The following is a 21,365-nucleotide window of genomic DNA, read 5'->3' as shown; positions in this document are numbered from 1 at the left end:
TTCAATTTTTATTTCTTCAAGTCTTCCAAAAACTGTTCCAATGTCTGCAAATCTGGGATAAGAACCTCTCTAGCTTTAGAACCATTAAATCCACCTAAAATCCCACAAGCCTCTAATTGATCCACAATTCTCCCCGCACGATTATAGCCTAATTTCAATTGACGCTGAAGCATAGAGGTAGAGCCTTGTTGCGTAGACACTACAATTCTTGCAGCTTCATCAAATAACGCGTCTTTTTCATTGGGGTTGAAATCGCCACTGGCATTTCCGCTTTCCTCACCGCTATATTCTGGCAGTTCATACGCTCCCCCATAGCCTTTTTGCTCCCCGATAAAATCTGCAATGCGTTCCACTTCTGGCGTATCAATAAAGGCACATTGAACCCTAATTAAATCATTCCCATTAGAAATCAACATATCTCCTTTACCGATTAGTTGGTCAGCACCAGTCGTATCCAAAATCGTTCTTGAATCCATATTAGAATTCACTCTAAACGATACTCTAGCAGGGAAATTGGCTTTTATAATCCCCGTAATCACATTCACCGTAGGCTTTTGAGTGGCTACAATCAGGTGTATCCCTACTGCCCTCGCCTTTTGTGCTAATCTGGCAATCGGCTGTTCTATCTCTTTCCCTGCCGTCATAATTAAATCCGCAAACTCGTCCACCACCAAAACGATATAAGGTAAATAGCGGTGACCATGTTCTGGATTTAATTTTCTTTGAGAAAACTTAGCGTTATATTCATTAAGGTTTCTACAAAACGCATCTTTCAGCAAGTCGTAGCGGTTGTCCATTTCAACACATAATGAATTTAAAGTATTGATAACATGAGTATTATCTGTTATAATCGCTTCTTCTACATCTGGAAGCTTGGCTAAATAATGGCGTTCAATTTTAGAATAAAGTGATAACTCTACTTTTTTAGGGTCTACCATTACAAATTTTAATTCACTCGGGTGTTTTTTATACAATAGTGAAGTCAGTATCGCATTAATCCCTACTGATTTACCTTGCCCCGTAGCCCCAGCAATCAATAAGTGTGGCATCTTAGCGAGATCCGCCATAAACACTTCGTTAGAAATAGTTTTACCAAAAACTACTGGCAAATCCATCGTTGTATTTTGGAACTTCGGCGAATTAATTACCGAGCGCATAGACACCATCGTTGCATTTTTTCTAGGCACTTCAATACCAATAGTTCCTTTACCTGGCATAGGAGCAATAATTCTAATACCTAAAGCCGCTAAATTAAGTGCTATATCATCTTGTAATCGTTTAATAGACGACACACGGATACCTGCTTCTGGCACAATTTCGTAGAGCGTAACAGTAGGACCAATGGTTGCTTTAATTTTAGCAATTCCAATCTTAAAATTCTTGAGCAGTCCAACAATTTTATTCTTGTTTTCTTCTAATTCTTCTTTGTTAATGGTAATTTCTTCATTTCCATAATCATTCAGCAAATCAATAGTCGGCATTTGGAACTTTGCCAAATCTAATTTATGGTCGTACAACCCATGCTGATTGACTAAATCTTCTGCTTTTGATACTTCGTTTTGAGGTTCATTACTAGGCTGATGTTCTTCAATGCTAAACTCAAATGAATCTTTCGCTATTTTTACTTTCTCTGGTGGATTGTTTGCAGAGGATTCAATAACTACATCGGATGTAGTATGGTTAGGAGTTTCTATAATATGGGTAGGCTCAGTTTTAGAGTTGGTTACCTCTAAATTTTCTAAATCTACCACCTGCGTTGGCGTCGATACCTTCGCTTCTGTCCTATGTTCGATTTTTGTTTCTGGTAATTCATCTTCTGATGCTTGAGAATCTACCTCTTCTTCTTGGGCTTTAGGCTTTAGTTTTTCAGCCATCATTGCTGTCTTGTCATTTAACTTACGCCATCTGGATTTCATAACACTTGGTCTTAAGTTAAATTCCAGTACAAAATAGAGCAGTATACTCACTATAATAATGAGGCAAGTTCCTACTTTACCAATAAAAACGCTTAAATAGTCATAAATTTGAAACCCATAAACCCCACTCATCACGCCTGCGCCTTTGGTAACAGCACCTAGGAAAATAGGTAACCAGCATAGAAAAAATATAGCGTGTGAAAAAGTTTTTAAAGGTTTAAAAAATTTCTTTTTTAAAATAAGACAGCCCAACACGAAAACTAAAAATGCAATAATAAATGCTGCAACCCCAAAGCTCTCAAAAATAAAAATATTACCTAGCCAATCCCCTAATTTACCAATTAAATTAGAAGATTCCACCGATTTGTCCAATAATTCACCCGCTTGGCTTTGGTCTGACTGCCAATTACTAAGGTAAGAAACAAATGATAATATTAGAATTACTGAAATCAATAAAAATCCAAGTCCAAAGATGATGCGTGGCTTAGACAAAGTTTTTTGTTTTACAGATTGGGGATTCGCTGTTGTTTTATTCATTTTCTTATTCCATTGAGAAATGCAAATTTAGGAATTAAGAATGAGAATGGCGAACATAAATCAAGAATTTAAATCCACACAATATGAATTCAAAAATCCATTTTAAATAAAAAATTGTAGTTTTGTGACTCTAGGTAAAAAATAGTTATGGAAGAAATTGTTTATCTGATTAATGATTATATTTGGTCTATCGCCTTAATATCCTTGTGTGCTTTTGCAGGATTATACTTTTCAATTCGTACTGGATTTTTACAGTTTAGGTACTTTAGAAGTATGCTCAATATTCTTTTTAATAAAGGTGGTTCAAAAAAAGGAATTTCACCTTTCCAAGCCTTTGCACTAGCTATTTCTGGGCGTGTAGGTACAGGAAATATCGTAGGGGTAGCCACAGCGATATCTATGGGTGGTCCCGGCGCCATATTTTGGATGTGGTGCATTGCCATTTTAGGCTCTGCCTCAGCATTTGCTGAATCTACTTTAGGACAAGTATACAAACAAGACCATAATGGACAATACCGAGGAGGTCCCGCTTTTTATATTGAAAAAGGGTTAGGGATTAAATGGTATGCTGTCCTTTTTGCTTTGGTTACTATTATCAGTTGTGGATTACTACTTCCTGGAATACAGAGCAATAGTATATCATCTTCCATAGACAATGCGTTTGCTATTTCAAATACTCAAATTTTTGATTTTTCTATCAATATTCCTGGTGCTATCATTATCACGCTATTGGCGATCATTATTTTTGGTGGTGTTAAGCGTTTAGGGAAAATTGCGGAAATCGTAGTCCCTGTGATGGCGGGGATTTACATTCTTATGGTGTTATATATCATTGGGGTAAATATTCAGAAAATCCCTGAGATGTTTAAATTGATAATCAATTCTGCCTTTGGGTTTGATGCTGCTTTTGGAGGTATTATAGGAGCTGCCCTCTCTTGGGGCGTTAAACGCGGTGTCTATTCCAACGAAGCAGGACAAGGTACTGCACCCCACGCCGCTGCTGCCGCACGAGTTAATCACCCCGCAGAGCAAGGTTTAGTACAAGCCTTTTCTATTTATGTAGACACCTTGATGATTTGTACTTGTACAGCACTGATGATTTTATTTACCAATAGTTATAATGTAATAGACGAAGGAACCAATCAAATTATCGTTGAGCATTTACCTGGGAAAGATTATACCCAATTTACACAAAACGCCGTATCTACCTATTTCCCATCTTTCGGTAATGAATTTGTAGCGATTGCCTTATTTTTCTTTGCATTTACCACGATTATGGCGTACTATTATTATGCAGAAACCAACATTACCTATATTTTTAAGAAAAACACTAAGGTTTACATCTGGATTTTAAGAGTATTATTTTTGGGAGCCACCTATATGGGAACGGTAAAAGAAGCCCAATTAGCTTGGAAAATTGGAGATATTGGCGTAGGGCTAATGGCTTGGGTCAACATTATTGCGATTTTACTATTAAGCAATATCACCATTAAAGTTTGGAAAGATTATGTTGAAAAAAAGAAACGCGGAGAAGAATCACCTCAATTCAATGCTAAAGAAGTAGGCATCAAAAATGCGAATTATTGGGAGAAATAATTTTTTTTAATAAAACGAGAAGTACTAGCATTTTTGGCAAGATAATTGTTAAGTTTTAATTACTTTTTGCAAAAAGACTTAAAACTAATAATCATTTGCGTGTTTAATTATCTAATGATTTTAAATTTAGAACAAATGATGACAATTTTCCAAAAACCAACAGAACAAGAGCGGCTTAATGATTTATTGTTTGCTCACCGCAACAAAGCCTATGGTGCCTATGCCCTTAGAGCGGAATCCGACTACTTCCTAAAAAAAGCCCTCATCGCAGGTGTGGCTATTTTCGGAAGTATTATTAGCGTTTCAACACTCTATTTACAGTCTCATAAAGTCACTCAAGAGACCTCTGACGGCTTTGTAGTCAATTTAAAACCTGTGGATACGAGCGAACCAGAAGTCCAAAAGAAAAAAATTGAGCCTCAGCCCATCACAAAGCCTATAAAAGCTGAGCCTATAAAAACTTTGGATACTAGAGTTCCTGATCCTACGAGAACTCCAGTAGAAGAAAAACCCTTACCGACAGTAACCGATTTAAAAACTGCGGCATCTGGTATCCAAGATAAAGAAGGCGTAAAGCCATCAAGTAGCGTAATTCCTGATTTACAATTACCTACAAACTCAGGGATTGTGGCTCCAAACCAAATGGTTACCCCAAAACCAAATAATGAAATCCAAACCAAAGTAGATGTAGAAGCAAAGTTTATTGGGGGTATCAATAATTTTAGAACAAAAGTATCCGAAAATTTTGATCCAGAAGTTTTGACGAATAAAGAGGGCATTATAAAAGCCGTGGTTACTTTCGTCGTGGAAAAAGATGGTAGTATTTCCGACATCAGAGCTGAGGGTAGTAATCCAGACTTTAATAAGGAAGCAGAACGCGCCATTAAAAAAATTAGAGAACGCTGGGAACCTGCTAAAATAAAAGGAACCCCAGTAAGATCATATTTTAGAATCCCTGTATCTATGCGTTTTGAGTAATCTACTACGCGTTTTTAAAATCAAAGTTATCCACAATTTTTTAAAATTTTGTGGATAATTTTTTATTAGAATAACCCATTTATAATCAGAAATTTAACATATTTTAATATTTTAAAGATTTACGCAACATTAAAAAAATTGTATTTTTGAAGAATTAAATATAAAATATGAGTAAAATCATCGGTATAGCCAATCAGAAAGGAGGTGTTGGAAAAACAACCACTTCGGTAAATTTAGCCGCAGCTTTAGGCGTATTAGAAAAAAAAGTATTGTTGATTGATGCTGATCCTCAGGCCAATGCCACTTCAGGATTAGGTGTAGAAGAAGTCAATAATTCTACTTACGACTTATTAGAACATCATGCTACTGCTAGGGAATGTATTGTGCCTACCACTTCCCCTAATTTGGATATTATTCCTTCTCATATCGATTTAGTAGCGGCAGAAATTGAATTGGTGGATAAAGACCAGCGAGAATATATGCTGAAAACCGCTTTGGAAGAAGTAAAAGATGAATACGATTTTATTATTATAGATTGTGCGCCAAGTTTAGGACTTATCACCGTTAATGCCCTAACGGCTGCCGATGCGGTAATTATCCCTATCCAATGCGAATATTACGCACTAGAAGGTCTAGGAAAATTACTTAATACCATTAAAAATGTACAAAATAGTCACAATTCGGAATTGGATATTGAAGGCTTGCTCCTCACCATGTACGATGCAAGGCTAAGGCTATCTAACCAAGTGGTAGAAGAAGTGAACACCCATTTTCCAGATATGGTATTTGAAACCGTTATCAATAGAAATGTCCGCCTAAGTGAAGCGCCAAGTTTTGGCGAAAGTATCCTGATGTACGATGCCGAAAGCAAAGGCGCCATCCAATATATTCAGTTGGCAGAAGAAGTCTTATTAAAAAATGAAACTTCGGTAAGTCCATCTTAATGTTATATTAACCCCATAAAAGTTATGAGAAAAAAGAATACCGCCATGGGCAGAGGGCTCAACGCCATACTCAATGCTGAAAAAAAAGCCACTATCAACGATGCGAACGATGAAGGAGCTAAACAAATAATGGGCAGTATTGTAGAAATCAATATAGAAGATATTTATCCTAATCCCAACCAGCCGAGAACTCATTTTGATGATGAGGCGCTAGAGCAACTTTCGCAATCCATCAAAAATCTTGGAGTAATACAACCGATTACCTTAAGAAAAGACGGCACCAAATTCGAGATTATCTCTGGGGAAAGACGATACCGAGCTTCTAAAATGGCAGGTCTAAAAACCATTCCCGCCTATATCCGTTTGGTAAATGACCAAGAATTGCTAGAAATGGCATTGGTAGAAAATATCCAAAGGGAAGATCTAGACGCCATAGAAATCGCCTTGACTTATCAGCGATTATTAGACGAAATTGGTATGACCCAAGAAAATCTAAGCCATAGAATTGGTAAAAATAGAAGTACCATTACCAACGCATTACGATTACTTAAACTAAGCCCAGAAGTACAAAACGCTATCCGTAGTGGAATGATTTCAGCAGGACACGGCAGAAGTATCATCAGTTTGGAAGACGAAGCTTTGCAACACCAGTTATTTGAAAAGATTGTAAAAGAACAACTGAATGTGCGCCAATCCGAGGCAGCGGCCAACGAACTTAAAAAACCTAAATCCGAAAAGTCTAAAACGATAAGAGAACTTCCGCATCACCTTAAGAAAACTCAGAAATCGTTATCGGATTTATTAGATATTAAGGTAGATATTAAAGCCTCTAAAAATGGTAAAAAAGGAAAGATTGTTTTGGATTTCAACAACGAGGAAGAGTTAGAACGAATTTTGAACGCTTTTGAAAGATAATATGCCGCTGTACAAATTGATTTATATCGTCTTTGTTTTTATCGGGGGATTAGGTTTTGCTCAATATACACCACAGGATTCCCTTTCTTCAACTAAAACAGAGGCAGAAGTGGTTCAGGACATAGAAAAAGCCAACGCCAAACCTAGCCTTAAAACTTATAATCCTACGCTAGCGGGGCTTTATTCTGCGGTGTTGCCTGGATTAGGACAATATTATAACAGAAAATATTGGAAAATCCCCATCGTTTGGGGCGCAGTAGGAACGGGCGTAGGTATTGCCATTTGGAATCAAAAGCAATATACCAAATACCGAAATGCTTTTATTGCCGAACTCAATAATCAGCCACACGAATTTTCTAATATTAATGGTGTGGATGCAAGGGTACTCGGTAATATGCAAGACCGTATGAAGCGACAAAGAGACTATGCCATCGCCATAACGGCAGGGATTTATATCCTGAATATTATAGATGCGGTAGTAGATGCTCATTTATACGAGCAGAGGCACGACCCAGATTTGGCAATAGCCCCTACTCTACTTAATGACCAGTTTGGGATAGAACCGAGCAAAGTGGGCTTGTCTTTAAATTATAGATTTTAGTTTTTATTAAATTAAAATCGCGTAAGGGATAGAGGCGGCATCCTTTTTTGAGGAGGAACGACGAAAAAAAGATAGAGCCGATAGCCCGACCCTAGCGCTGGATATAGCAAAGGCAAGGGATACGCCAAAAAATAATGTACACAAAACACCCCTATAAATAGTGGATACAACAAATGAAAGATATTGATAAAAAAAGCTTAGAAAACGCCTACCGACTATTTGAAAATGGCACCATTGAGCGTATTGAAAGCAAAGTGTGGATAAAAACTTATATTTGCAAGCGATGGAACGCAGTCCAATTAACGATTTGGAAATTAAAGCTTTACTTTCTGCAAATCTAAGTGACGACACCAATAATAAAGATATGATTTTTAAAGGTATAGAGCAATCATACTACTACGAAGGTTATCAAAAAGAAGATTAAAAAATAACACTTTATAATATATGAAAATAGCATTAGTAGGTTACGGAAAAATGGGGAAAATCATCGATGAAATCGCGACTAAAAGAGGTCACGAAATCGTTGCTAGGCTTAAAGAAACACCCACCGCCGAAAACCTAAACGCCCCAGATGTGGTGATAGAATTCTCTAACCCCGAAGCGGCTTTTGAAAATATAAAAACTTGTCTAGAACTAAAAATCCCCGTAGTCTGTGGTACTACTGGATGGCTCAATAGAAAACCAGAAATTGAACACATCGCTTTGGATAATGAGACGGCATTTCTTTATGGTTCTAATTTTAGCCTTGGCGTCAATCTCTTTTTTGAACTGAATGAACAGTTGGCTCAATTGATGCACTCCTTTGGGGCTTATATTTGCCAAATGGAAGAAATTCACCATACGCATAAAAAAGATGCCCCTAGTGGTACTGCCATTACACTCGCCGAAGGCATTATAGAACATTCCAACTACAAGACTTGGAAATTAGGTGAAACCAACGACCAAGACTTAGGCATTGAGACCATTAGAAAAGATGAAGTTCCTGGCACCCACAGCGTATTCTACCGCTCTAATGTAGATGAAATAGAAATAAAACATACCGCTTTTAGCCGAGATGGTTTTGCCCTCGGTGCCGTCATTGCTGCGGAATGGATTATCGGAAAAAAAGGAAACTTTGGTATGAAAGATGTACTTTTTAATAACTAAATTTTAAATTCACAATTATGGATTATATTTTAAAATATTCACTTTATGTCCTCATCGTATCGGTACTGATGGGACTATCCAGCTGGAAATTATTCAAAAAAATGGGCTACAATCCCCTTTTTGCCTTTATCCCGTTTTACAATTATATGATTGTATTAAAGGAAACCAAACACCCTCAATGGTGGGCGATATTATCGTATTTACCCATTGTAGGACCTATTATGATGTCAGTATTTCATTTATTTTTGGTAAGAAAATTTGGTAAAACCAGTTTTTTTGAGCAATTTCTTACGGTGGTACTTCCATTTATCTATTTGGCGGTAGTCAATTACTCAAGCAATGCCGAAGTGGTAAAAGAAGAAGAGCCATTTTACCTTAGTGATGAGGAAAAAGAATCTAAAAAGAAAGAGACTTTCCTTGGTTCTGTAACTTTTGCTGTGGTATTTGCCACCATTATCCATACCTTTATTACCCAACCTTTTGGGATTCCTACGGGGTCTATGGAGCGTACGCTTTTAGTGGGCGATTTCCTTTTCGTGAATAAACTCAACTACGGTTATAGAATGCCGATGCGCCCTGTGGCACTACCTTTTCTACAAGGTACTATCTTTGATGCTGGACAAAAAGGCAATCCTAAAGACGACCCAAAATCTTATGTAGATGCCATTAACTTGCCTTATCTAAGGCTACCAGGTTGGGAAGAAGTGCAGCGAGATGATATTGTGGTATTTAACTACCCTCAAGATTCTGTACATACCGCCATTGACAGAAAAGATGCCTATGTAAAACGATGTGTAGCCGTAGGTGGCGATGTGGTGGAAATGAAAAAAGGACGCTTATATATTAATGGTAAACCAGAGCATATTTTAGGCGACCAAAAAATTCAGCATTCGTATTTGGTTTATACTTCTCAGCCTATGGATGTAATGGGATTATGGAATCGTTTGGGCTATCTTCCGTTGCAAGAAGGCACTTTAGAGAATGGTTATGTTTATCAATTTCAAGGGTTAACAGATGAATTACTGAACGAGATAAAAGAATTGCCAGAGTTCATCAAAGCCGAAGAAATCCTTTCTGAAAAAGGTGAAAAGACCATTTCTTATTACAACGCTGAACAAACGAAAATTGATACAACCAATACCATTTTCCCGATTAACAAAGATTGGAATCAAGATTGGTATGGTCCACTCAAAATACCGAAAAAAGGCGATGTTGTGACCATTAATGAAGAAACGCTACCAGAATATCAATGGATTATTTCTGAATATGAGCATAACAAACTGGAACATAAAAACGGAAAAATTTATATTAATGGCAAAGAAGCTAATCAATATAAAATAAAACAAAATTATTACTTTATGATGGGGGACAACCGCGATGCCTCTTTAGATGCTCGATTTTTCGGATTTGTTCCTGAGGAAAATATTGTGGGAAAACCGATGTTCACATGGATGAGCGTTCAAGGTATTTTTGATGAAGGCCCTAAAAAAATCCGTTGGGATAGAATGTTTAAAGCTACTAATACTGGCGAGACTAACAAAACATCCTACTGGTGGATTGCAGCCGCAATACTGATTTTATTCTTTGGATGGGAATATTTTGTAAAATTATTTAAAAAGAAAAAAGACGATTAATATGAAGTTGATGCCCTTATTCTACATGCCACCGCTTTCGTGGTGGCATGAGTTTTTAGACGAGAATGCAGAAATTGTATTGGAGCAATACGAGCATTTTCCTAAGCAAACTTATAGAAATAGAACCCAAATCTATGGTGCTAATGGTATGCTACAACTCAGCATTCCTATAAAACACAATGGCAAACGCGTTTATAAAGACATCGAAATTTCGGATAATGAAAATTGGCGTTCACTCCACTGGAAGTCGATTAAAATTGCCTATCAAACTTCCCCTTATTTTGAGTTTTATGAAAGTCAGCTCAATAAAATTTGGGATAATGATATTCAAAACTTAATGGCGTTTAACCTAAATGCATTAGAAATTATTCAAGGGATTCTGAAAACCAATGCCTCTTTTAAATGGTCAGAAACTTATCATAAAACCATAGAAGGTAAAGATTTAAGAAACGATTTTTCTTCTAAAAAACCTTCTGAGTACGAAATGCCAGAGTATTATCAAACCTTTTCTGACAAACTAGGATTTATCAAAGATTTATCGATTTTGGATTTAATTTGTAACAAAGGCCCAGAATCTGCGACTTATATTAAAACAATTTCGCGTGACTAGAAGTTTAATGATGTTTTTTGGGGTTCTATTAGTACCATTCCTTATTATGGGGCAAAGTTTTACCCTCACTCCTTTGGGTGTAAGAGGTGGGCTCAACGAAGGAAATATGAGCAGTTACCTGATAGCGCCTTACCAAGAAAAACATTATCTGTGCTTAGATGCTGGGACATTGTATTCTGGGATTAAAACTTTGGTTGATGATGAATCTGAAATCAAATATTTTCTTCAAAATAGAATTAAAGCCTATTATATTTCGCATCCTCATTTTGACCATCTTTCAGGACTGATTATTAACTCGCCTTTAGATTCTAAAAAACCAATTTACGCCCCAAAATTTGTGATTGATAACTTTAAACATCATATTTTCAACGGGACTTCTTGGGCTAATTTTGGTAATGAAGGGACTCCTCCTACCCTTTCTAAATATCAATATCAGACCACAGAATTTGGAACTTGGCATACCATAGAAGATTTAGGATTAAGCATTCAGGCATTTCCTCTAAGTCATGATGGCATTAGCCAAAGTTCAGGAGTATTGATAAGAAATAATACTAGTGACTATTTTCTTTATTTAGGCGATACAGGGGCAGACCGAATGGAACAATCGACACAATTAGAATCGCTTTGGAAAAGCATCGCCCCATTAATTTTATCTAAGCAACTCAAAGGCATTGCAATAGAATGTTCTTATGATAATAACCGCCCTAACCATTTGTTATTCGGACATTTAACACCAAAATTGTTATTAGAAGAATTAACCCATTTACAAAAAATATCAAAAACTCGGCTGAATGGTTTGAAAATTGTAATTACCCATATCAAACCTAAGCCTCATATCGTAGAACAACTTAAAGAAGAATTAAACCTATTAAATCCTTTGGGCGTTGAAGTCATCATCGCAGAACAAGGAAAAACAATAAATTTATAAATTATGAAAAAAATAATTATTGCCGCACTATTTTTAGCAGGATTCGGCACTGCTTTTTCACAAGAACAAGAGCAAGTTCAGCACAACCCAGATTTAGAAACTTGGTATCACAAAGATTTTAATTCGACCAATGTTTATGGCGTTAATACCATCAACGCTTATAAATTTTTAGAATCTAAGGGGCTTAAACCTCATACCGTTATCGTAGGCGTGTTGGATAGTGGTGTAGAAGTAGACCACCCAGGACTCATCAATAATATTTGGACTAATCCTAATGAAGTGCCTAATAATGGTATAGATGACGATAATAACGGCTATGTAGACGATATCCACGGATGGAATTTCCAAGGCGGTAGAAATGGCGATGTAGATGTGGATAATATGGAAGTAACCCGTGTGGTGAAAAAATACCAGCCTATTTTTGAAGGGGAAGATTCTGCAAAAAACAAAGTGAACCAAGCCCAAATGGCTGAAGAATTTAAAATGTACATGAAGGCTAAAGATTTGTTCTACAAAAAAAGCGTAGAATCCAAACAAAACGCTGAATTCTACAAGATGCTTTACAGCAAAATTCCTAATATGGTAGCATTATTGGGTGATAAAACTTTAACAACTGAAAATCTAGCAACCATTAAGCCTAATTCTCAGGAAGATGTAATGTATCTTCAAATGCTTTCCAAAATGGCAGAAAATGAAGACTACAATGGTAAAAATGCTGAAGGCGTAAGAAAGGTGATGGAAAAAGAATTGAAAGGTGCTTTAGATTACTTCGGTCCTCAAGCTCAACAATACGACCTAAACTTTGACCCAAGAGCAGAGGTTGTAGGCGACAATTACGAAGATTACTATGAAAAAAGTTATGGTAACAACCACTATGAAGGTCCAGATGCACAGCACGGAACGCATGTCGCAGGGATTATTGCAGGGCTTCCACAAGGTAAAGAAGTTCAGCATGGTGTTGCCTCTAAAGTGGCTAAAATTATGACGGTAAGAGCCGTTCCCAACGGCGATGAAAGAGATAAAGATGTAGCCAATGCCATTCGATATGCTGTGGATAACGGAGCTAAAATCCTTAACATGAGTTTTGGAAAGCCTGTATCACCTGGTAAAAAATATGTATGGGACGCTATGAAATATGCTCAAGATAAAGGCGTGTTACTCGTAAAAGCAGCAGGAAATGAGAATGAAAATATTCAAGAAAATATATTCTATCCTACGAATTTTATTACTGCTAATGACGAGAAACCATTCATCAATAATATGATTGTGGTAGGTGCTAGCACCAATAATAATGAATTCCTAAGAGCTGGATTCTCTAACTATAATGGTAAAATGGTAGATGTGTTCGCACCAGGGGATAAAATTTATTCTACAGTTCCAGATGGTAAATACGAATATCTACAAGGAACTTCTATGGCTTCCCCAGTGGTAGCGGGTGCAGCAGCGGTATTGTTGGCTTATATGCCAAACCTTACACCAGCACAAATCATTGAATCTTTTGTAAAAACAGCTAATAAATCTTCTGTTAATGCCATGATTGATTCTAATGAAAACAACCGCTTTGATTTAATTTCCAGAGCAGGTGGTGTTATTGATACTTACAAAGCCGCTGAATATGCTTACAACCACTTTTATAAAGCAGACTCTAAATCTAATAAGGTTAAAAAACAACTGCATAGAAAAAGAGTGAGAAAGTAGTAAGTCATTAATTACTTATGTAATACAAGAAAAGGCTATCAAATAATTTTGATAGCCTTTTATATTACAATTATCAGATTTTATTCTATAAATTCTCAAGAATAAACTTCGTCATTTTTTTATACAATTGGTGACGGGTTTTACCGCCATAGATTCCATGATTTTTGTCTGGATAAGTCATAAATTCAAAATTCTTATTATTTTGGATTAACGCTTCTGCAAAGACAGTCGCATTTTGGTAGTGGACATTATCATCTGCCGTCCCATGAATCATTAGAAATTTACCTTTTAAAAGCGGAGCATATTCCGTTGGTGAATTTTCATCATAGCCTTTAGGGTTTTCTTGAGGGGTTCTTAGGAATCTTTCCGTATAAATAGTATCATAAAACCTCCAATTGGTAACTGGTGCCACCGCAATTCCCATTTTGAATACATCAGCCCCCTTAGTCATAGCTAGACTCGCCATATAGCCTCCAAAACTCCAACCAAAAATTCCAATTCTAGAAGCATCAATATAAGGTTGCTTACCCAACCATTTAGCCGCAGCAATTTGGTCTTCTATTTCATATTTTCCTAGATTAAGGTAAGTGGCTTTTTTATAATCTGTTCCTTTATAGCCTGTTCCTCTCCCATCTACACACGCCACGATATAACCTTGCTGCACCAAATGATTGAACCATAAACCATTACCGCCATCCCAAGAATTGCTCACTTGCTGAGAGCCTGGTCCAGAGTACTGATACATAAGCAAAGGATACTTTTTATTCGGATCAAAGTTTTTCGGTTTCATAATCCAAGCGTTCATTTGATCACCATTGTCATTAGGAATGGTAAAAAATTCTTTCGTTACCCATTGGTCGTCTTTTAATTTTTTTAATAAGGTATCATTATTTTGAATTTCCTTAATGGTTTTTCCATCTCCATTTTTTAATATATATTGATAAGGCATCTTAGCCGTAGAAGTGGTATTGATAAAGTAATTATAATTAGGGCTAAAAGACGCGCTATTATTACCTTCTGGTTCGGAAATTAATTTAGATTTTCCTGTGTTGATATTAATTTTAGACACTACTTTATTAATACTTCCATTTTGTGTGGTTTGCACTAAAACCTCTTGACTTTTAGGATTGTAACCATAATAATCAGTGATTTCCCAATCGCCTTTAGTCACTTGTTTTTTTAGTTTTCCAGAAGCATCATACCAATAAAGATGACGGTGTCCATCGCGTTCTGACGCCCACAGTAGACTCCCATCAGGTAAGAACTCTAATGTTAAATTATCCGTTTCTATCCACGCTTTATCGGTTTCTGTAAATAGTTTTTGAACTTTATTAGTTTTGATATTTAAACTCAATAAGTCTAATTTGTTTTGATGCCTATTGGCTGTTGCGACTAAAATTTCTCCAGATTGATGGGCTTTAAAAATTTTAGGGATATAATAATTTTCAAATTGTGATAAATCTACTTTTTTAGAGTCGGCAGATGGTAAATGGTAAACCCAAAGTGAAACCTCAGAGTTTTTTTCGCCAGCTTTAGGGTATTTAAATTTGAAATCTTTAGGGTATAAATAGTCGCCATATATCGGCATATTCATTTCTGGCACTTCGGATTCGTTGGATTTTACATAGATTAAGGCATCACCATTTTTACTCCATTCGTATTGTCTGGCATGTCCAAATTCTTCCTCATAAACCCAATCTGCTAAACCATTAAGAATTTTATTTTTCTTACCATCATTGGTCACTTGAGTGATATTCCCCGTTGTTAAATCTTGAATATAGAGATTGTTTTCAGAAATAAAAGCTACTTTTGAAGCATCTGTCGATAATAAAGGCTCTTGTACAGGCTTACCATTAAACACAGAAACCGTCTTACCCGATTTCAAATCCTTAACCTCAAATACCCCTAAAAACGAATGCCTATAAATCGGCTGACTTTTTAACTGAAGTAGAATCTTAGAGCCATCGTCGGATAAAGTATAACCTTCAAACTGCCCTTCAACCACATAGCCTACTTTTTCTAAATTTTTGTACGCATATTTGGCAATGCCACCGCGTTCTATTACCGCATAATAATCATCGGTTTTAAGAGGCGAAATCCCTGCAATCCCTTGTCCACGATAATATCCCGAATAAATTTTGTCTAAAGTAATTTCTTGAGATTTAAGAGAGGACACAAATAAAAATGAGGCACTCAGTGCTATAATAATATTCTTTTTCATAGATAAAAATTATTATGGTTTCAAAAATAATGCTTTTATCTGGAAAAAGAAAGTCTTTATTTCACTTTTATCCTTAATCAAATATGCCCTTTAGAAAGGTAAACCACTTTTTTAGTTTCAAAAAATGGAGTATCAAAATAGTTTTTAAGATTAAAAATTTCGCATTTTAGTCCTGCCAATTCTTCGGATAAATCGCCACCTTTTAAGTAGAGAACGCCATTGTGCTTAGGGTTGATTTGTTCTTTTTCAAACTTTCCTTTTACCCATCTTAAAAAAGTTGGCATCTGCGTCACAGCTCTACTGACTACAAAATGGAATTTATCTTTTACCTTTTCGGCTCTACCATGGATTGTAGTTACATTATCCAATTCTAAAGCCTCTACCACAGCCTGAACCACTTTAATTTTTTTACCAATAGAATCAATTAATGTAAACTGAACCTTAGGAAATAAAATAGCTAATGGAATCCCAGGGAAACCGCCACCCGTACCGATATCTAAGACTTTAGAACCATCGGCAAAAGGCATTACTTTAGCAATCCCCAATGAATGTAACACATGTTTTTCGTATAAACTATCCATATCTTTTCGCGAGATCACATTAATTTTTTCGTTCCACTCACGATAGAGCGATTCCAACTGCTGAAATTGCTGGATTTGTCGGTCGGATAAATCAAAATGTTGCTGTATTAATTCCATTAATTTTATTTTCTATAATTCCCTACTATCTAAATACTTTTGCCATTCCCAAGTGGTTCGTAAGGCTTCTTCTAAAGTCGTATCAGCCTTCCACCCCAATTCTCGCTCTGCTTTATCGGCATTGGCATAAGCAATGGTTATATCCCCTGCCCTTCTATCACAAATTTTATATGGGACTTCCACGCCATTTGCTTTTTCAAAGGCTTTTACCACTTCTAAAACCGACGACCCCTTCCCTGTTCCTAGATTAAAAATATCCACCAAAGTATCTTGACTATCAGACATCAATTTTTTAAGTGCTGCGGTATGGGCTTTGGCTAAATCTACCACATAGATATAATCTCTAATCGCTGTTCCATCAGGCGTTGGATAGTCATCACCCCAAACATTTAGAAACTCACGGATACCCGCAGCGGTTTGCATAACATAAGGCACTAAATTATTAGGAATACCAATTGGTAATTCTCCAATTTTAGCTGATGGATGCGCCCCAATAGGATTAAAATATCTAAGTAGTGCCACTTTTTTCTTATAGGCATTGGCAAAATCCTTTAATATCTCCTCTCCCATTTGTTTGGTTTTTCCATAAGAAGATTCTGGAGTTTTTAATGACGTTTGCTCATCAATAGGCATTTGGTCAGCCTGACCATACACAGTACAAGACGATGAAAATATAAAATTAGAAATATTTCGTTCTTTAAACTCTTGCAATAAGTTAATCAGCGTAAAAAGATTATTCTCATAATAATCAATAGGTTTCACTTGGCTTTCACCTACCGCCTTGAATGCAGCAAAATTGATACAGCCTTCGATATTATGAGCATCCAATACTTGAGAAAGCAACTCTCTTCGTTTTAAATCAAAAGGATAAAAGACTGGCTTTTTACCTGTAATCGCTTCGATGTTTTGAAGAACAAATTTCTCAGAGTTAGACATATCGTCCACAATCACAACTTCGAAACCATCGTTAAGTAGTTCCACCACCGTATGAGAACCAATATAGCCTAATCCTCCCGTTACTAAAATTTCCATAGATTATTGATTATGATTCATAAAATTCAACACTTGCTCAGTAATATAAGTCAGTTGCTCCTCATCTAATTCCGTATGCATAGGTAGAGAAATCACTTGGTCTAACAATTTATCTGTATTAACGAAGTCCGCATCGTTACTGTCTTGGTAATACGCTTTTTGTTGTCTAAGAGCTACGGGATAGTAGATCATCGCTGGAATGTCTTTTTCAGAAAGGAATTGTTGTAATTCATTTCTTTTACCGTTTAAAATCCTTAAAGTATATTGATGAAATACATGGGTAGAATCTTTAGATCTTAGGGGCGTTAAAATTTGAGAATGCTCTGCAAAGGCTTTATCATAAAAGTCAGCTGCCTTTTTTCTAGCCTCATTATATTGGTCTAAGAGTGGTAATTTTTTTCTTAATACCGTTGCTTGAATGCTATCCAAACGAGAGTTTACACCTACCTCATCGTGATAATATCTTTTATACATTCCATGGTTGACAATTCCACGCATACGCTGTGCTAAGTCATCATTATTGGTAAAAATAGCCCCACCATCGCCATAGCAACCTAAGTTTTTAGAAGGGAAAAATGAAGTTGTTCCGATATCGCCCATGGTTCCAGATTTTTTCTTGCTACCATCGGAAAAAGTATATTCGGCACCAATGGCTTGTGCATTATCTTCTACAACATAAAGATGATGCACTTTGGCAATCTCTAAAATCGCTTCCATATTGGCACACTGTCCAAATAAATGCACTGGGATAATGGCTTTAGTATTGGGTGTTATTGCTTTTTTAATTTGCTCTGGGTCTATGGTAAAAGTGTCATAATCAACATCTACCAAGACGGCTTTTAATTTTAATAAATGAATAACCTCTACCGTTGCCGCAAAGGTAAAATCAGTGGTAATGACCTCATCGCCTTCCTTTAAGTCTAATGCCATCAGTGCAATTTGCAAAGCATCTGTCCCATTTCCACAAGGTATCACATGTTTTACATCTAGATAATCCTCTAGATCTTTCTGAAAAGATTTTACTTCTGGGCCATTAATAAATGCTGCCGATTCCATAACATTCATTACGGCATTATCCACTTCATTTTTTATTTTGTAGTACTGCGTTTGCAGGTCTACCATTTGTATTTTTTTCATGATCTATCGTTTTTAGTAAATAATGATTTTAGAAACCATTATCTTAAATATTCAAATTAAAGTTTTGGAAATTTGGATGGATTAACCTCATAAAATAATTGGTAAATTTTTTCTACCATATCATCTACCGATGGTTTGCTAAAGTAATCGCCATCACTTGCATAGGCAGGACGGTGGTCATTTGCTGTAATCGTTAGCGGTGCACTATCCAAGTATCTAAAGGCTTGTTGTTTTTCCAATACTTGTTGGAGGATAAATGCCGTAGTTCCGCCTTCTACATCTTCATCTATCACGACTAAGCGATTGGTTTTCTGAAGACTTTTAGCAATATCGTGAGATAAGTCAAAAGGAATTAAAGATTGAATATCAATTACCTCAGCAGAAATTCCGAATTGCTCCAGTTCTTTGGCTGCTTCCATTACAATACGCCATGTAGAGCCGTAAGTTACCAAAGTAACATCTTTACCTTCTTTAGTAACTTCTACCTGACCTACTGGCACGGTAAATTCGCCCAAGTTATCGGGTTGTTTTTCTTTTAATCGATAACCATTAAGGCATTCAATAATTACGGCAGGCTCATCACTTTGTAGCATCGTGTTATAGAATCCTGCAGCTTTGGTTAAGTCTCTAGGCACTAAAATTAAAATCCCTTTTGAAAGATTGAGCAATCCAGCCATAGGTGATCCAGAATGCCAAATTCCTTCCAATCTATGTCCTCTGGTTCTGATGATAACTGGGGCTTTTTGTCCCCCTTTGGTACGGTATTGTACGGTTGCCAAATCATCGCTCATTCCTTGTAGACAATATAGAATATAATCCAAATATTGAATTTCAGCAATTGGACGAAGTCCCCTCATCGCCATACCAATCCCTTGACCTAAAATCGTAGCCTCGCGGATACCCGTATCGGCAACTCTAGTCGCGCCATACTTTTCTTGCATCCCCTCTAAGCCTTGGTTAACATCCCCAATATTTCCAGTATCTTCCCCAAAGACTAAAGTTTCAGGGTATTTTTCAAAGATTTTATCAAAATTATTTCTTACCACTACTCTACCATCTACCGTTTCAGATTGATCCGAATAGATAGGCTTTACTTCTTTTACATTGGTGGCTTTCCATTCTGATTGAGAATAGAGATGCGACGAATAATGGTCTTTTTCTTGAGCTAGAAGTTCATTGTAAACCTTCTGCAATTGTGCCCTTTTATCCGTAGGATTTTGTCTCGTTACCAATAATGATTTTCTCATCAAATGGAATACCTCTCTTTTGCTAACGGCAATCAGTTGGTGGAATTTATCCAACACTACTTTAACTTCCGTATGCTCTTCCGCCAGAGGTTGTACTACATTTAGGGCTTTATCTTTTACTTCGTTGATGGCATTTTGATAGGCTTCCCAAGCGGCTTTTTGTCCTTGTTTTACTTCTTTCTTTGCCGCTTTGTCCATCTCATCTAGTTCCTCCTCACTTGCTAAAGTCAGCACTTTGCCATTCATATCGTGCTTATAATTGATAATCCAATTTTTGAATTGTTTTAACCCATCAAATTCGGCTTCCCAATTCAGTCTTTCTTCGGATTTATAGCGTTCGTGCGACCCAGAAGTAGAATGCCCCTGAGGCTGTGTCACCTCTTTTACATGAACCACCACAGGTACACTTTCGTGTCTTGCAAAATGTTCTGCTCTCGCATAGGCGTCTAATAACGCAGGATAATCCCAGGCATTTACCGTGATGATTTCGCAACCAGAGTTTTCACCTTCTTTTCTTTGGAATCCTGATAGCATATCGGAAATATCGGCTTTGGCTCTTTGGTTATGAGTCGGTACAGAAATTCCATAGCCATCATCCCAAATACTTACAATCATAGGGACTTGCAAAGCACAAGCAGCATTTAATGTTTCCCAAAAATGCCCTTCTGCTGTAGATGCGTCTCCAATAGTTCCAAAGGCCACTTCTCTACCATTTTTAGAGAATTTTTCAGACCCTTCAAACTGAATTTCTTTATAAATTTTTGATGCTTGGGCTAAACCTAATAACCTTGGCATCTGCCCTGCTGTAGGCGATATATCAGCTGAAATATTTTTTTGAGCCGTTAAATCTTTCCAACTTCCATCGGCATTAAGGCTTCTAGTAGCATAGTGTCCGTTCATCTGTCGCCCTGCCGAGGCGGGTTCTCTTTCTACACTGGTATCTGCATAGAGTTGTGCGAAAAAACTTTCAATAGTAATGGCATTAATCGCTAAGGCAAAAGTTTGGTCTCGGTAATATCCAGAACGGAAATCCCCATTTTTAAAGACATTTGCCATCGCCAGCTGTGGAAGCTCTTTACCATCGCCAAAAATACCAAATTTTGCTTTTCCTGTTAGCACCTCTCGCCTTCCTAGGTAGGACATTTCGCGTGAAATGCGTGCGAGTTTATAATTATTTAAAATACTTTTTTTAAAATCTTCAAAAGAAACCTCTTGATTAGGTGTATATGTCGTACTCATTAGATGTATTTTGATTGTTACAAATATAGAGATTTTTAGTGAAATGTACTAATGTGGGTATGTGCCAATGTATTAGTATACCAATATAAAAAGTAATGATGTAGCATGTATGGATGTACCAATGTAGAAAGTATAATGTATGAATGTGTTAATGAGTATTGTCAACATAGGATTTTGCCTCAGCATAGTTTTTAAATTCCATGGGTTGCTTATCCGAATCATTACACGCACAGCATAGCTAAAGTCCTAGAATTAACAAACAATTTTTCAGCATAACCCTTTAAATAG

At 36.6% G+C, this 21,365-nt stretch carries 17 protein-coding genes; 11 read left to right on the top strand and 6 right to left on the bottom strand.

Annotated features, from left to right (window positions below):
- Positions 1-8: 8 nt before the first annotated feature.
- Positions 9-2,453, bottom strand: a complete 2,445-nt coding sequence (locus tag C237_RS0100330; RefSeq protein ID WP_018674489.1) for an FtsK/SpoIIIE family DNA translocase — start codon at positions 2,451-2,453, stop codon at positions 9-11.
- 147 nt (positions 2,454-2,600) lie between these two features.
- Between C237_RS0100330 and C237_RS0100325 the strand changes: the two genes are divergently transcribed.
- From C237_RS0100325 to C237_RS0100275, 11 genes are all read left to right on the top strand, one after another.
- On the top strand, positions 2,601-4,049 hold the full coding sequence (locus C237_RS0100325) for an alanine/glycine:cation symporter family protein (RefSeq protein WP_018674488.1): 1,449 nt from the start codon (positions 2,601-2,603) through the stop codon (positions 4,047-4,049).
- Positions 4,050-4,184: 135 nt separating this feature from the next.
- Positions 4,185-5,027 (top strand): energy transducer TonB, encoded by an 843-nt coding sequence (locus C237_RS0100320; RefSeq protein ID WP_026315396.1) that lies wholly within the window; start codon positions 4,185-4,187, stop codon positions 5,025-5,027.
- Between the two features lie 167 nt (positions 5,028-5,194).
- Positions 5,195-5,971, top strand: coding sequence for a ParA family protein (locus tag C237_RS0100315; RefSeq protein ID WP_018674486.1), 777 nt, complete (start codon positions 5,195-5,197; stop codon positions 5,969-5,971).
- A gap of 24 nt (positions 5,972-5,995) precedes the next feature.
- Positions 5,996-6,886, top strand: a complete 891-nt coding sequence (locus tag C237_RS0100310) for a ParB/RepB/Spo0J family partition protein (protein WP_018674485.1) — start codon at positions 5,996-5,998, stop codon at positions 6,884-6,886.
- A 1-nt stretch (position 6,887) separates the two neighbouring features.
- Positions 6,888-7,487: a DUF5683 domain-containing protein gene (locus C237_RS0100305; RefSeq protein ID WP_051081499.1), complete on the top strand. Its 600-nt coding sequence runs from the start codon at positions 6,888-6,890 to the stop codon at positions 7,485-7,487.
- A 256-nt stretch (positions 7,488-7,743) separates the two neighbouring features.
- Positions 7,744-7,911, top strand: coding sequence for a cell filamentation protein Fic (locus tag C237_RS14100; protein ID WP_221403451.1), 168 nt, complete (start codon positions 7,744-7,746; stop codon positions 7,909-7,911).
- 20 nt (positions 7,912-7,931) lie between these two features.
- A complete protein-coding gene (dapB, locus tag C237_RS0100295) occupies positions 7,932-8,633 on the top strand; it encodes a 4-hydroxy-tetrahydrodipicolinate reductase (RefSeq protein WP_018674482.1) in 702 nt (233 codons plus the stop codon).
- A gap of 17 nt (positions 8,634-8,650) precedes the next feature.
- Positions 8,651-10,267: a signal peptidase I gene (lepB, locus tag C237_RS0100290; RefSeq protein WP_026315394.1), complete on the top strand. Its 1,617-nt coding sequence runs from the start codon at positions 8,651-8,653 to the stop codon at positions 10,265-10,267.
- Between the two features lies 1 nt (position 10,268).
- On the top strand, positions 10,269-10,877 hold the full coding sequence (locus C237_RS0100285) for a WbqC family protein (RefSeq protein WP_018674480.1): 609 nt from the start codon (positions 10,269-10,271) through the stop codon (positions 10,875-10,877).
- Positions 10,870-11,805 carry an MBL fold metallo-hydrolase gene (locus C237_RS0100280; protein ID WP_026315393.1) on the top strand — a complete coding sequence of 312 codons (936 nt, stop codon included), beginning with the start codon at positions 10,870-10,872 and terminating at the stop codon, positions 11,803-11,805. The genes C237_RS0100285 and C237_RS0100280 overlap by 8 nt, the downstream gene beginning before the upstream one ends.
- A gap of 3 nt (positions 11,806-11,808) precedes the next feature.
- Complete coding sequence (locus C237_RS0100275) at positions 11,809-13,503, top strand: S8 family serine peptidase (RefSeq protein WP_018674478.1); 1,695 nt, start codon at positions 11,809-11,811, stop codon at positions 13,501-13,503.
- 85 nt (positions 13,504-13,588) lie between these two features.
- Here C237_RS0100275 and C237_RS0100270 read toward each other — a convergent pair whose 3' ends face one another.
- The 5 genes from C237_RS0100270 to C237_RS0100250 all read right to left on the bottom strand — a co-directional run bounded on the left by C237_RS0100270 (position 13,589) and on the right by C237_RS0100250 (position 21,077).
- Positions 13,589-15,724, bottom strand: a complete 2,136-nt coding sequence (locus C237_RS0100270) for a S9 family peptidase (RefSeq protein ID WP_018674477.1) — start codon at positions 15,722-15,724, stop codon at positions 13,589-13,591.
- A gap of 77 nt (positions 15,725-15,801) precedes the next feature.
- Positions 15,802-16,422 (bottom strand): 16S rRNA (guanine(527)-N(7))-methyltransferase RsmG, encoded by a 621-nt coding sequence (gene rsmG / locus C237_RS0100265; RefSeq protein WP_018674476.1) that lies wholly within the window; start codon positions 16,420-16,422, stop codon positions 15,802-15,804.
- Between the two features lie 12 nt (positions 16,423-16,434).
- Positions 16,435-17,454, bottom strand: a complete 1,020-nt coding sequence (galE, locus tag C237_RS0100260; protein ID WP_018674475.1) for a UDP-glucose 4-epimerase GalE — start codon at positions 17,452-17,454, stop codon at positions 16,435-16,437.
- 3 nt (positions 17,455-17,457) lie between these two features.
- A complete protein-coding gene (locus C237_RS0100255) occupies positions 17,458-18,591 on the bottom strand; it encodes a DegT/DnrJ/EryC1/StrS family aminotransferase (RefSeq protein ID WP_018674474.1) in 1,134 nt (377 codons plus the stop codon).
- Between the two features lie 56 nt (positions 18,592-18,647).
- The gene (locus tag C237_RS0100250; protein ID WP_018674473.1) at positions 18,648-21,077 is read right to left on the bottom strand and encodes an alpha-ketoacid dehydrogenase subunit alpha/beta; all 2,430 of its coding nucleotides are present in this window, start codon (positions 21,075-21,077) and stop codon (positions 18,648-18,650) included.
- Positions 21,078-21,365: the final 288 nt, after the last annotated feature.

It is taken from the genome of Riemerella columbina DSM 16469, assembly GCF_000374405.1.
Classification (GTDB): Bacteria; Bacteroidota; Bacteroidia; order Flavobacteriales; family Weeksellaceae; genus Riemerella; species Riemerella columbina.
Note: the sequence above shows the minus strand (reverse complement) of the source record. Positions and strands in the feature narration are given on the sequence as shown.